This window comes from Neobacillus niacini, assembly GCF_031457145.1.
In the GTDB taxonomy this organism is placed as follows: Bacteria; Bacillota; Bacilli; order Bacillales; family Cytobacillaceae; genus Neobacillus; species Neobacillus niacini_J.
The window spans coordinates 34,761-47,294 of sequence record NZ_JAVDVZ010000017.1 but is presented as its reverse complement, the minus strand read 5'-3'; the positions used below and the strand labels follow the sequence as shown (position 1 = coordinate 47,294).

At 40.4% G+C, this 12,534-nt stretch carries 14 protein-coding genes; 8 read left to right on the top strand and 6 right to left on the bottom strand.

Going from position 1 to position 12,534, the window contains the following annotated elements:
• Positions 1-7: 7 nt before the first annotated feature.
• On the bottom strand, positions 8-1,096 hold the full coding sequence (locus tag J2Y03_RS25545) for a CdaR family transcriptional regulator (RefSeq protein WP_310199719.1): 1,089 nt from the start codon (positions 1,094-1,096) through the stop codon (positions 8-10).
• 82 nt (positions 1,097-1,178) lie between these two features.
• On the opposite strand from J2Y03_RS25545, the gene J2Y03_RS25540 reads away from it, so the two are divergent.
• From J2Y03_RS25540 to J2Y03_RS25510, 7 genes are all read left to right on the top strand, one after another.
• A complete protein-coding gene (locus J2Y03_RS25540) occupies positions 1,179-2,039 on the top strand; it encodes a Cof-type HAD-IIB family hydrolase (protein ID WP_310199718.1) in 861 nt (286 codons plus the stop codon).
• A gap of 120 nt (positions 2,040-2,159) precedes the next feature.
• Positions 2,160-3,071, top strand: a complete 912-nt coding sequence (murQ, locus tag J2Y03_RS25535) for an N-acetylmuramic acid 6-phosphate etherase (RefSeq protein WP_310199716.1) — start codon at positions 2,160-2,162, stop codon at positions 3,069-3,071.
• Positions 3,072-3,086: 15 nt separating this feature from the next.
• Positions 3,087-3,941, top strand: coding sequence for a MurR/RpiR family transcriptional regulator (locus J2Y03_RS25530; protein WP_310199714.1), 855 nt, complete (start codon positions 3,087-3,089; stop codon positions 3,939-3,941).
• An 87-nt stretch (positions 3,942-4,028) separates the two neighbouring features.
• Positions 4,029-5,390 carry a PTS transporter subunit EIIC gene (locus J2Y03_RS25525; protein WP_310199712.1) on the top strand — a complete coding sequence of 454 codons (1,362 nt, stop codon included), beginning with the start codon at positions 4,029-4,031 and terminating at the stop codon, positions 5,388-5,390.
• The gene (locus J2Y03_RS25520) at positions 5,387-6,394 is read left to right on the top strand and encodes a MupG family TIM beta-alpha barrel fold protein (RefSeq protein ID WP_310199711.1); all 1,008 of its coding nucleotides are present in this window, start codon (positions 5,387-5,389) and stop codon (positions 6,392-6,394) included. The genes J2Y03_RS25525 and J2Y03_RS25520 overlap by 4 nt, the downstream gene beginning before the upstream one ends.
• Positions 6,395-6,518: 124 nt before the next feature.
• Positions 6,519-6,659 carry a hypothetical protein gene (locus tag J2Y03_RS25515; RefSeq protein WP_310199709.1) on the top strand — a complete coding sequence of 47 codons (141 nt, stop codon included), beginning with the start codon at positions 6,519-6,521 and terminating at the stop codon, positions 6,657-6,659.
• 244 nt (positions 6,660-6,903) lie between these two features.
• Positions 6,904-7,356 carry a hypothetical protein gene (locus J2Y03_RS25510; RefSeq protein WP_310199707.1) on the top strand — a complete coding sequence of 151 codons (453 nt, stop codon included), beginning with the start codon at positions 6,904-6,906 and terminating at the stop codon, positions 7,354-7,356.
• Between the two features lie 211 nt (positions 7,357-7,567).
• Here J2Y03_RS25510 and J2Y03_RS25505 read toward each other — a convergent pair whose 3' ends face one another.
• Positions 7,568-8,134 carry a hypothetical protein gene (locus J2Y03_RS25505; RefSeq protein ID WP_310199705.1) on the bottom strand — a complete coding sequence of 189 codons (567 nt, stop codon included), beginning with the start codon at positions 8,132-8,134 and terminating at the stop codon, positions 7,568-7,570.
• Positions 8,135-8,334: 200 nt separating this feature from the next.
• A complete protein-coding gene (locus tag J2Y03_RS25500; protein WP_310199703.1) occupies positions 8,335-9,252 on the bottom strand; it encodes an aldo/keto reductase in 918 nt (305 codons plus the stop codon).
• A gap of 384 nt (positions 9,253-9,636) precedes the next feature.
• Here J2Y03_RS25500 and J2Y03_RS25495 point away from each other — a divergent pair, with 384 nt between their 5' ends.
• Positions 9,637-10,143 carry a DoxX family protein gene (locus J2Y03_RS25495; RefSeq protein WP_310199701.1) on the top strand — a complete coding sequence of 169 codons (507 nt, stop codon included), beginning with the start codon at positions 9,637-9,639 and terminating at the stop codon, positions 10,141-10,143.
• A gap of 107 nt (positions 10,144-10,250) precedes the next feature.
• On the opposite strand, the gene J2Y03_RS25490 is transcribed toward J2Y03_RS25495, so the two are convergent.
• From J2Y03_RS25490 to motA, 3 genes are all read right to left on the bottom strand, one after another.
• Positions 10,251-10,880 (bottom strand): C39 family peptidase, encoded by a 630-nt coding sequence (locus J2Y03_RS25490; protein WP_396954270.1) that lies wholly within the window; start codon positions 10,878-10,880, stop codon positions 10,251-10,253.
• A gap of 116 nt (positions 10,881-10,996) precedes the next feature.
• Positions 10,997-11,728 (bottom strand): flagellar motor protein MotB, encoded by a 732-nt coding sequence (locus J2Y03_RS25485; protein ID WP_310199697.1) that lies wholly within the window; start codon positions 11,726-11,728, stop codon positions 10,997-10,999.
• Complete coding sequence (gene motA / locus J2Y03_RS25480; protein ID WP_310199695.1) at positions 11,725-12,528, bottom strand: flagellar motor stator protein MotA; 804 nt, start codon at positions 12,526-12,528, stop codon at positions 11,725-11,727. Before motA ends, J2Y03_RS25485 begins: the two co-directional genes overlap by 4 nt.
• Between the last annotated feature and the right edge of the window lie 6 nt (positions 12,529-12,534).

The window sequence follows — 12,534 nt, the reverse complement described above, 5'->3', positions numbered from 1 at the left end:
TATTTGGTTATTCATCCAAAAAGAGCGTAGCCAGATACAGACAGAACAAATCATGAATGTTAGTTGGGTTTAACTGGGATAGCTCCTCAATTTTTTTCAATCGGTAATGAAGGGTATTAATATGGATGTGCAGGGACTGTGCAGTATTTTTTAACGAATGATTTTGTCTAAATAATTCAGCTAGCGTTTCCAATAGGTCCTTTTCCTTTAAAATCGGTCCAATGGTCCGCTGGATGTATTCAGTTTTTGTTTCTGCCGTAAGTTCCCCCGTCACCATTTCAAGCGTTAATTCTTCATCGAACATGATACCTCGATTTCTTCTAGCCAGTTTCAATGCCCGTTCAGCCTGTGCATAGGAATCATGAAGCTTAGAGGGTATCGTACATTGGCCGACACCGGCATAAGCACAAATCCCAAAGCTTGACTGAATAAAATTTAAAAAGCTCTCCAGACGATTTTTAATTGTAACGGAATTAGAACAATCGATTAAGATGATGATTCGTTCATTTCCTGACCGGGTCAGCACATCATTTTTATTTTGCGAAAAGGAGTTCAAAATGGAAGACCACACAACTCTTGATAAAGGACTTTGTTCAAACTCGATGATGACGGCTGTTCGATCCAGCGCAAGATCAATTGCCAGCGCTCTTGCTCGCTCAAGCAAGTCAGGGCTTGGCTCCTTCGCCTGCAGCCACTCGAGGACAAAGGTTTCCATCGCGCGGGAATGATACTCAAACTGCTCGCCATAATAATTTTCACTAATTAACAGCTCGGTCATTTTGCGAATGATTTCACCAAAGGGGGTGACAGTTTCAGGATCACCGGTAATCCCAATCACCCCAATGACTTCTTGTTGAAAAAATATCGGGAGATTGATTCCAGCTTTAACCCCTGCTAATTTAAGGGTTTCTTTTTCAGTGATAATCAGCTTTTTCTTCTGCTGTGATGTGATTAGGGCTCCTTCATGGAAGGTACCTATTCTTCCCTGGTTGGTGCTAGCCATAATGATACCATTCGTGTTCACGACAATAATTTCTTCTGATATTAATTTTTGAACTTCCGTGACTATTTTTTCTGCGAGTTCAGGTTGAAGCATGCTCAGCACCTTCCTCTGTTGAAATTTTATTTTATCCGTTACTATAATCATAGTGAAATAATCGTGCAAAGGGGAGAGTATAATGAAATATAAATTATTAGCGACTGATTTGGATGGAACATTATTAAATGAGCAAAAAGAAATTGATGTGGAAAATATAGAAGCGATTCAGGAATTCCGCCAAAAAGGTGGGAGGGTGGTCATTTGCAGCGGCCGTTCGCCCAGTTCCACTCGCTGGATTGCCGATACGATTGGTCTAAAAGGGGAGCCGACCATTGCTTATAATGGCGCATTTACGCTTGATGAAAATGGTGAAATCATTGAACAATCTGTTTTTTTGCATGACCATTTGTTGAGTTTCTGGGAATTGTGTCAAGGGGAAAAGATTTATGCCCATTTTTACGAAGGAGAAACGCTCCTCGTTCCAGACGTAACCAAATGGAATGAAAGATGGATTGAGAATAATATTCCAACCCTTGAAAAAACAGGTGGAAGAGTAGAAGACCTAATGAGAGTTCGGGGCAAATGCCAGATAAAAACGGTAGATGATTTACATCGGTATTTCAAGACCGCACAGCCGAAGATTACGAAAATCGCAGTGTTTGATGAAGAGGATAGGCTTTTTGATTTTTCAAAGGTGATCGCTAAACAAGTGGGGGGAATGGAAGTTAGCAGCAGTCTTAATTTTCTTAATCTAGAAATTTCACCTGCTGGTGTTAGCAAGGCTTCCTCGTTGGTGAAATTAACCAAACAGCTAGAGATTCCGATATCACAGGTCGCAGCGATTGGGGATAATTACAATGATTCCTTGATGCTTGCTGCAGCTGGGCTTGGAATTGCGATGGAAAATGCTCCTAAAGAAGTGAAGGAAATAGCAGATGTGGTGACGGGTAGTAATGATGAAGCAGGGGTTGCTCAAGCAATCCGCCGTTATTTACTTTAATAGATATTGAAATATAATTTTACTTTTTTAATAAAAATGTTGAATTATAATTTCAATAGCGTTATACTGTGGATACAGTAATCGCTTACAACTAGAAAAACTAACAGGAGGAGAAGGAATATGATCGAAGAAAATCTCGAACTACTAACCACCGAATCCCGAAATAAAGATTCCATGCAAATTGATACGGCCGAGGCCGTCGATATATTACGAATCATGAATGAACAAGATCAATTGGTAGCACTTGCGGTTAAGGAGGTAATACCAGAAATAGAGGCAGCGGTTCAGTTCGTATTTGAATCCTTTAAAAAGGGCGGACGCCTAATTTATTTAGGAGCCGGTACGAGTGGCAGATTAGGAGTACTGGATGCTGTTGAATGTCCGCCAACTTTCAGCACCGACCCTGAAATGGTCCAAGGACTTATGGCAGGTGGAGAAGGCGCCTTTTTGAAAGCAGTGGAAGGAGCCGAGGATAACCCAGAACTTGGTGTAAACGATTTAAAGAATCTAGAACTTACAGAGAACGATACGGTGATTGGGATTGCTGCCAGCGGCCGGACACCTTATGTGATTGGCGCCCTTCGCTATGCACGAAGTATTGGGGCAAAAACCGTCGCACTTTCTTGTAATAGGAATGCAGCGATTAGTAAGGAGGCAGACCAAGCGATTGAGGTCATTGTCGGTCCAGAGGTGCTGACGGGTTCTACCCGCTTGAAATCAGGTACGGCTCATAAAATGATTTTGAACATGATTTCAACCTCATCGATGATTCTTATCGGAAAAGCGTATGAGAATTTAATGGTGGATGTGAAAGTAAGTAATCTAAAATTGAAAGAACGTGCAATTGGCATTATCCGTAAAATCACTGGTGTTTCCTATGAAGTTGCGCTAGAGACTCTAGAGGCATCGGACCTGCAAGTGAAAACAGCAATTGTCATGATTAAAGTAGATACAACCAAAGAGCAAGCAGAAAAATTATTAGCAGAAGCCAACGGTTATGTGAAAATGGCAATCCAAAATGTTGAAAAATAAAAGGTGGAATTCGGTGTGTCAGCAGGCGGGTTAAAAATGCTCCAAAACATGCTTGAACAGCTTCCGGCTTCCGAGCGGAAAATTGCCCAATTTATTCTGGAAAATCCACGCAGTATTTTAGACAGTACCGTCAATGAGATCGGCGTTCAAGCGAAGACAAGCGGGGCCGCCGTTATCCGATTGTGTAAGTCGCTTGGTTTAAATGGTTTTCAGGATTTAAAGGTACGAATTGCGGGTGATTTAGTGAAGCCTGTGGAACAAGGATATCGGGACATCGCGCCTGGTGAATCCTATTTTTCCATCGCTCAGAAGACAGCCAGCAATAGTATTCAGAGCATCCGTGATACGGAGGAAATCATCAATTATGAGGAATTGGAACGAGCGGTCCAGACGTTGCTGCCTGCTCAGAATGTTCATTTCTTCGGAATTGGTGCCTCCAATATTATTGCAAAGGATGCCCAACAGAAGTTTCTTCGAATTCAAAAAAATGCAACCGCTTTTACCGATACTCATCTTGTCGCTACCATCATTGCGAATGCAAGTAAAGAAGATGTCGTGTTTTGTATCTCTCATTCTGGGGAAACGGCAGAGGTTATTAAGGTGTTGTCACTAGCAAAAGAGCGCGGTGTCAAAACGATTAGTTTAACAAAATACGGTCAATCCTCTGTTGCTTCGTTAGCAGACATAAAACTTTTTACCTCTTATTCAGGGGAAGCGGCTTTCCGTAGCGGGGCGACGTCATCACGTTTAGCTCAGTTATATATGATTGATATTTTGTTTTTATCGATGGCGACCGTTCAATATGAGCACACGATTCAAGCGATAGATCAAACAAGAGAAGCGATTCGCTTTATAAAAGATGGAAATTAGACTTGCAGGGGGTGATGTGAACACTGTTTGCATCGTGCTTGACTGGGGAAAGCATTAAAAAATACAACAGAGAGCAGGGGAAATGAAATGGCTGGAGAAAATAAAGTTTTAGCGGAAAAAATTCTTGAACAATTAGGCGGCTCAACGAATATTGGCAACTACACACATTGTATGACCAGGCTTCGTGTTACACCATATGATGAGTCCGTTGTCAATAAGGCTGCCCTTAAGAAAATAGATGGGGTTCTTGGAGTAGTAGAAGAAGAAACACTTCAAATCATTCTCGGACCTGGAAAAGTAAATAAAGTAACAGAAGAGTTTGGTAAGTTGATTGACGCTTCAGGCGGAATCAATTTAAAAGAAAAAGCAGCGAGCACGAAAGCCGAAATTAATAAAAAGAATGCAACACCATTTAAGTTGTTTTTACGAAAAATTTCGGGAATTTTCATTCCATTAATTCCGGCACTTATTGCGTCAGGATTAATTACAGGGATCACAAAAGCCATTGTTCAAGCAGGCTGGTTAGCAGGTGATTCACAGCTTGCAACTATTCTTTCTGTTATCGGCGGTGGATTATTCGGTTATCTTGGAATTTTAGTTGGTACGAATGCAGCGAAGGAATTCGGCGGTTCACCGGCACTTGGTGCGATTGCGGGTATCTTAATTATTAACCCGGCTGTTGCAGGTATTCATTTGTTTGGCACCGATTTACTTCCTGGTCGCGGTGGTTTAATTGGGGTTCTATTTGCAGCTATCTTTATAGCTTTAGTCGAAAGACGGGTGCGCAAGTTTGTTCCAACTAGTCTAGATCTTTTCGTTACACCAACTGTGGCTTTATTGGTTACTGGTATTGTTACGTATCTTGTCTTTATGCCAATTGGTGGTTTTGTTTCAGATATCATCACAAAAGGTTTAACTTCATTACTTGATATGGGCGGTGCAGTTGCTGGCTTTGTTCTTGGTGCAACCTTCCTTCCGCTTGTCGTAACTGGTTTACATCAAGGTCTAACACCTATCCATCTTGAATTAATTAATACGATTGGTGATGACCCGCTTCTTCCAATCTTAGCAATGGGTGGGGCAGGGCAAGTAGGTGCAGCATTTGCAATCTATGTAAAAACAAAGAAAAAACGCTTAAAGCAAGCAATTGGCGGTGGTCTGCCAGCAGGTATTCTTGGAATTGGTGAGCCATTAATCTTCGGTGTTACGCTTCCATTAGGTCGTCCGTTCTTAACAGCATGTTTAGGTGCCGGTGTCGGCGGTGCGTTCCAAGCAGCATTTGGAATCGCAACAATTGCTATCGGGGTATCTGGTTTACCACTTGCGTTCATAGTTGTAACAGGTCAAGTTCTTCTTTATCTGGTAGGGGTATTAATTGCCTATGCAGCAGGATTCTTATTCACGTATCTATTCGGTTTCAAAGATGAGATGGCTGGTGAATTTGATTGATCGGTATTTCCTTCTATTTAAATGATTCTTTAGCAGAAGAGCGGATTGAACTTGCTGGAAAAATGGGTGTGAAGCGGGCATTTACCTCGCTTCATATTCCCGAAGAATCCGGAGATTTAGCTAATCGTGCGGTGGCGCTGCTTCAGTGTGCGAAGGATGCCGGGATAGAAGTTTATGCGGATGTTTCATTAAAAACACCTGGTCACTTGGGATTAGATAGTTTGTTTGCGTTAAAATCACTTGGGGTCAGCGGTCTACGACTCGATGACTTCTTTGAAAACGAGTTGATTTTGAAGCTGGCGAAGGAGTTCAAGCTTGCGCTAAATGCCAGCATTTTGTTTGAGGGTGAAGTTCGGTCACTTTTGGATGGCGGGTTAAAGGCTGAACAGCTGCTCGCTTGGCATAATTTTTATCCAAGACGAGACACCGGTTTATCTGATTCGTTTTTTCAAAAGCAAAATGAACTTTTTAAAAAGCTGGATATCCCAGTTTGTGCGTATATTCCTGGTGACGGAGAAAAGCGCGGTCCATTGTTTGAAGGGCTGCCAACCCTGGAAGAGCATCGTGATTTGGATTCATTTATGTCGGCATTGGAATTGTTCCATTTTGGGGTTGAAGACGTTTATATAGGCGACCCAGAGGTTAGCGAGGATCTACTTAGAAAATTAATCGACTTTGATCGTGACCGTAGTATCGAGATTCGAATTGAAGGGTTTCATGAAGGAGAGTTCAGGCTCCGACCTGATTTTTCCCGTGATGTTCTTAGGTTCATGGACACGAGAAGTGTAGAGCCTGTTATCCCAGAGAATACAAAGGATCGATTGACTGGCTCGATTACCATCGATAATGACCGCTATGGAAGATACCGGGGAGAGGTCCAAATCACCCTTTGTGATTTGCCAGCCGACGAGCGTGTGAATGTAGTCGGAAGTGTTATAGAAGACGATTGGCTGCTTCTTTCCTACCTCAAGCCTGGTCAAAAAGTAAAATTGGTATATGTTTAAACCGGAACTGCCTCTATTGGGGCAGTTTTTTTTGCATATTGACATATTTTTTTATTTTCGTATAATAAAAAAGTTGATTTTTAAGTTTAATACAATGTTAGAGAAGATAAAGGGAGCAGTAATAATGGCAAAAAGTATGTGGATGACACCAGAAGAATCATTGCGTAAGAAAAAAATAAAAAAATACATGCTTTATATAAATATTACAATTGGCACGATTTTGCTTAGTGCAATAGTAACAATTCTAGCAAATAAAATATCATGATACGAATCCTAATCCTTTATTCGATTAGGATTTTTTTGTTCAGTCTAATTGTAGGAATGGATATGAACTTAGAGCTTGGATTCTTCCCGAAAACTTCAGTGAATATAAAATTCGGTCACAATAAAGGTGCAATTCTACCCGAAAACCTGAGGTGAAGTAAAATAAGGTAACAATAGGCTTATGGGATAATCCAAGTGTCGGAAATTTCCTTTTTTGGGCAACTATATAGGTAGGGGTGATTTTTGTGGAAGAGTTGAAATATCTAAACCCGACCGAGCTGCTGGAGAAGATCTATGATACGCTATGCTCCGAGTATGAGGATGAAGCCCATTACGACAAAGAACAGGATAAACAAGATATAGAGGTTACGAAAAAACGGTTAACCAAAAAGGTGTTTAACGAATTTGTTGTTGAGGATGAGTATTTTCTAACAATGGATTCGAAAACATTTAAAGAACGGTATCATTTATTTGAAAAAGACTTTTTTAAACTAATTACCGAATGCAGCAAAAATGGTGTTCCCTATGAAAAATTCATTGAAATCATTGACAATCTTCTAGCTTGTGCCCACTATCGATTAAATGCATTTGAGCAATTAAATGAAGAAATCACTAGGATAAAAGCAGAGAAGGAACAGGAAGAAGAAGAGCCAACAGAAGCGATAGAGGAAGAAGTTGTGGAAGAAGATGACACGTAATGAATATACAGTGATGTATAAATGGTGCCTGTCACCGCTCGTGGACACTGTCCACGGGCGGTGACAGGCACCGTTTTTAAACCTTTTTTTCCTATTTCTTTGCTCTTCGATACAAGTCCATTGTTTTGTAGCCCTCCGCTAGGACTGTTTCCATTTCGAGCAGGTGTTTTTCTTGGGTTTCTTTTCTTTTTGCACTGTATACATAGCGTGCTCAGTCTTTTTGGTAACCTGGTGTTAGTTCGTCGTATATTTTTAATAAGGAGTCATTTTTTTGCAGGTATTGTTTGATATCTTTTACATTATCAATATAGTCATCCACACATTGGCTATTTTTGGTGCTCTTAAGGGTAGTTTTCTTTTTCACCGGAATTGCCTTCAGACCGATTACGGTAAAGACCTCATTGAAACTAACCATTCTGGAAAACTTCAAGTTACTTCCGCGATAATAGCCTTCCTCATCATAATGTTGTTCTGTATAAATACTGTCGCGCTCTATGTATTCCTTATACTTTGGATTATTTTTCTTCGGGTATGCAAAATAGATATATCCGTTATCCTTCACTAACTGTTTTTCAACGACTTTCTGAAGATTGATAACGAAATCCTCTAATTTAAAAATAAAGATAAAGATGAGATCATAGTGTTCCTTTTTAATAGAAGTGTCAAACTCTATGGATTTAAATTCCTCAATGTCTTCAGGGGTATTAAGAATAAGGCGTGTTGGATATTTACTGAAATTTAATTTTTCAATCACACTTTTAGTTAAATTCGCTTCCATCTTTCAATTCCTCCCATTTGTCCTAATTTTCATTTTATCCCCAGAATACATGCTTATCAACTGCAGCGGTAATGGTGACTGTTTCTACGATTGCGTTCCTGTTTATTGTCCCAATTTGGATGCTTATTGTTCAATTGATTGATATGTAAAAAACGCCCAGAGTGAATCACATCTCTGAGCGTTTATTTGGTGTGGTCAAACTACGGCAGGATATTCCCCGCAGCACGATAGATGCTATACCATTCTTCACGAGTCAAAAGAACTTTGCTAGCCTTGATGCAGTCCTTCAACCGGTTCACATTCATGGTCCCAATGACCGGCTGCATTTTTGCTGGGTGACGAAGCAGCCATGCGATTGCAATGGTGGTATTACTCACCTCATAGTTGACTGCAATTTCATCAATGGCTTGATTCAATTCCGGGAACTTTTCGTTTCCAAGAAAAACTCCTTCAAAGAATCCATACTGAAAAGGTGACCAAGGCTGGATGGTAATATCGTTTAGTCTGCAAAAATCGAGCACACTGCCATCGCGATCAATCGCTGATTCATTCTCCATATTTACATTGATGCCATTAGAAATCATGTTGGAGTTTGTGATACTCAATTGCAGTTGATTAGCTACAATTGGCTGCTTTACGAATTTTTGCAGCAGCTGGATTTGCATCGGTTTTTGGTTCGATACCCCAAAATGTCGTACTTTTCCGGTACTTTCAAGAATATCAAATGCCTCTGCCACTTCCTCCGGCTCAACCAATGCGTCAGGGCGGTGCAGAAGTAAAGTGTCAAGGTAGTCGGTTTTTAACCGCTTTAAAATTCCATCTACAGAATTCAAAATGTGTTCTTTAGAAAAATCAAACATGCCCTTACGAATACCGCATTTTGATTGCAGGATGATATGCTCCCGGACAGTCGAATTCATATGTATCGCATCTGAGAAAATTTCCTCACTTGCACCATCGCCATAAATGTCGGCATGGTCGAAGAAGTTTGCCCCTTCCTCTAAAGCTGTTTGAACAAAGGTTTCTGCTTCTTTCTTTTCGAGCGATTTCATGCGCATGCAGCCGACCGCAACCACTGGTACCTCTAATGCACTTCTACCTAGTTTCATTGTTCTCATTATCTTGACCTCCAATTCGGGTAATATTTCAATAAAAGAAATTATGTCTCATTAAACTATTTTGACACATAAGCAGGACAGTATCAAAAATTTATGAATGGCTGCGATTAATTGCCTCTTATTGATACCAATACGATAATTTTCAGCGATCTCAGTAAAAGGACATCAATCGTCTTTTTTATCTGCTTCCATATTTTCTTATGTCTGACCATGGCATAACTAACCTTATTGAGTGGAAAATAGTGAATAAATAAGCTGTTCAAAAATCCGTCAAATCATTTCAAACAAACTGTGAACATAACACTATCTCCGTGTTATTAATGTTTGAAATCAACTATAGTGGAGATATAAAGAGTAAGCAATTTTCGAAAGGCGGAATGACATATGTTTAATAAATTTTTAAGAGAAAGTAATGTCGCAGCTGCGATTTTAACAGTCTTACGTATATATCTAGGATATGCTTGGTTCAGTGCAGGTCTAGGAAAATTACAGAGCGGTGCATTCGATGCTTCTGGATTCTTAAAAGGTGCAATCACTAATCCAGTAAAAGGTCCAGATGGCAACATGGTTTACGGCTGGTATGTTAACTTCTTAGAAAGCTTTGCGTTACCAAACATTGATGTCTTCAACTTCATCGTTCCTTGGGGCGAAACATTAATCGGTTTAGGGCTTATGCTCGGATGTTTAACAACAGCTGCGATGTTCTTTGGTTTAGTCATGAACTTTGCTTTCTTCTTAGCAGGAACTGTATCACATAACCCAACTGACATTTTCTTAGGATTCATTATCTTAACAGCAGGTTACAACGCAGGCAGATACGGCTTAGATCGCTGGGTGGTACCGTTCATCCGCAAAACAGTGGGTAAAGATAAGGCTAAAGCAACTGCATAACTGGTAAAAACAAAAAGACGATTAGTCCCCCCGCGAATCGTCTTTTGTTTATTTTCATTCCTATAATTCTTTTGACATGGAAAGTTCCATATATTGATTGTAGTTCTTTATTTGGGTTCAATGACGATTGCTTGAGAACCCATTTGCTCCCAGGCAGCAATGAAATTTTCTTTGTTTGCTTTTTTGTTCTTTGTTCCATAGGGATCATTGAAATAGATGTATTCCTGATCATAACCGGTAATAACGACGCTGTGCATTTTATACGTAACCTCTACAGATCCTTGTGGAGTAGACCAAGTATTGATACCGGGAATAGGTGAAAAACTTGTTGTGGTAATCACCCAAACGGGCAGACCCTGGCCTACTTTTTCTAGGACGGAGGAAAAAGGATAGTTTGATAGATTTTGAACATGCAGCAGGTCATTGACATTGGAATTAGCCAAATAAAAAATAGGACCATGATAGACTCCTAAGCCAGGTCCATCTTCCATATTGCCGACAAATCCCATATTAGGATTTCCACTTTTTCCATCTGCATATTGGAGAGGGACTCGTGGGATTTGTGCTGCGAGTTCATTTTTTGTTACATCAATACCCCAATATTGAAGTAACATTGCCAAACTCGTTACTTCGCAGCCATTGTATAATCGGGGTGTATCCATCTGATTGAGTAAGGGTACATCCAATTGAATTTCCTCTGCCAAAACCACTTTTGCATGGGGAGTAACAACTGCCATTTCCTCATTAGAATCTGAACCCACATCTACTAAGATAGCCAAACACAAAACAACTAAACTAAAAATATATTTAACAACCTTTTTCACAGCTGCACCCTCCAATCACTGAAAAAATTTTAGCTGTTTCGTAAAATCACAATGGTTACACGCCGATTTGACTGCCGGTTTTCATCAGAATCATTTGGATAAAGCGGCTGATATTCGCCATATCCCGAAAATTGCATGCGATTCGCCGCAATCTGTTGTGACTCAAAGTAGTGGAGAACGCTGGCGGCACGAGCAGCAGACAGTTCCCAATTGGACCTATAGATTGTATTGTGGGCAGGAACATTATCGGTATGACCCTCAATGCTAATTTGATTGGGAACGGTATTGATCAAGCCGATGAGCCCATTTAAGGTTTGATAGGAGCGCTCCTTTAAATCTGCCCTTCCCGAATCAAATAAGATTACGTCTTTTAAGGATACTTCAATTCCCTTTTCCGTTTCTTCGAGAGAGACCATATCCTGCAAACTATTGTCATTAATGTAACTTTCGAGCTGTTGTCGCAATACATTCAGTTCTTCTTTATTTGTGTCTGTTACTTCGTCCTTCAATCCCACCTCCGGCTGTGTAGAAGGCAGGGTCGGAGAGAGGCCAGCTTTTTCACTTTCGATTTTCGTTCCTGTCAGTTCCGATTGGAAACTTTCCATGATGGCTTGATATTTTTCGTTATCAACGGTACTAGCGGCATATAAAACGATAAATAATGCTAGTAACAACGTTAAAAGGTCAGCATAAGGAATTAGCCAAGATTCATCTACATGTTCATCGTGGTCAGAGTTAAAGGCTCGTTTCCGTTTTCTCATGCCGATTTCTCCTCATAATCATCTTCTTGTTCAGGTTGATTTTCTGCTTTCTTGCGTTCAGACGGAGGAATATGGACCGTCAGCTTTTTCTCCAAGGCACTTGGTAAAACTCCCTGATAAATAGAGAGCAGCCCTTCAATGACAATCAGCTTTAATTCTTGCTCTTGTTTGGAAAGTCGCTTTAATTTGTTCGCTAATGGATGCCAAAGTACATACCCGGAAAAAATCCCCAGTAAGGTGGCGATGAAAGCGGCAGAAATCGAATGGCCGATTTTTTCAATTTCCGATAACGACCCAAGTGCAGCAATTAGACCTACTACAGCCCCAAGTACACCAAGCGTCGGAGCATATGTCCCTGCTTGGGTAAAAATAAGTGCGCCTATTTTATGACGTTGTTCGATCGCCTCGACTTCATCGAATAACACTTCCTCAATGAAATCCACATCATAGCCGTCGATGATCATTTCGAGCCCCTTTTTAAAAAAAGGATCTTCAGTCGATTCAGCGATTTCCTCTAAGGCAAGAAAACCTTCTTTTTTGGCCATTTCCGCACATTCAATTAATCTAGCAATCTGTACTGCTTTCGAAGGGAGCTTGGGTTCAAACAGAGCAATTTTTAATAGTTTCGGAAATTTTTTAATTTCTCGAAACGGAAATGCAATAAGCACCGCAGCAGCTGTCCCTCCAAAAATAATCAGGTATGCCGCTGGATTGTTCAAAGATGCGAGGGGTGCTCCCTTTAAAATCATCCCTGCACCTATCATGAGGAGTGCCAATAAAATTCCAAAAATACTAGACATAATTTT

Excerpts from the sequence above, each read along its gene's own strand:
- motA (WP_310199695.1), bottom strand. The coding sequence starts at position 12,528 with ATGTCTAGTATTTTTGGAATTTTATTGGCACTCCTCATGATAGGTGCA.
- J2Y03_RS25490 (WP_396954270.1), bottom strand. The coding sequence starts at position 10,880 with ATGGCAGTTGTTACTCCCCATGCAAAAGTGGTTTTGGCAGAGGAAATT.
- J2Y03_RS25485 (WP_310199697.1), bottom strand. The coding sequence starts at position 11,728 with ATGAGAAAACGGAAACGAGCCTTTAACTCTGACCACGATGAACATGTA.
- J2Y03_RS25495 (WP_310199701.1), top strand. The coding sequence starts at position 9,637 with ATGTTTAATAAATTTTTAAGAGAAAGTAATGTCGCAGCTGCGATTTTA.
- murQ (WP_310199716.1), top strand. The coding sequence starts at position 2,160 with ATGATCGAAGAAAATCTCGAACTACTAACCACCGAATCCCGAAATAAA.
- J2Y03_RS25545 (WP_310199719.1), bottom strand. The coding sequence starts at position 1,096 with ATGCTTCAACCTGAACTCGCAGAAAAAATAGTCACGGAAGTTCAAAAA.
- J2Y03_RS25505 (WP_310199705.1), bottom strand. The coding sequence starts at position 8,134 with ATGGAAGCGAATTTAACTAAAAGTGTGATTGAAAAATTAAATTTCAGT.
- J2Y03_RS25515 (WP_310199709.1), top strand. The coding sequence starts at position 6,519 with ATGGCAAAAAGTATGTGGATGACACCAGAAGAATCATTGCGTAAGAAA.
- J2Y03_RS25540 (WP_310199718.1), top strand. The coding sequence starts at position 1,179 with ATGAAATATAAATTATTAGCGACTGATTTGGATGGAACATTATTAAAT.
- J2Y03_RS25525 (WP_310199712.1), top strand. The coding sequence starts at position 4,029 with ATGGCTGGAGAAAATAAAGTTTTAGCGGAAAAAATTCTTGAACAATTA.
- J2Y03_RS25500 (WP_310199703.1), bottom strand. The coding sequence starts at position 9,252 with ATGAGAACAATGAAACTAGGTAGAAGTGCATTAGAGGTACCAGTGGTT.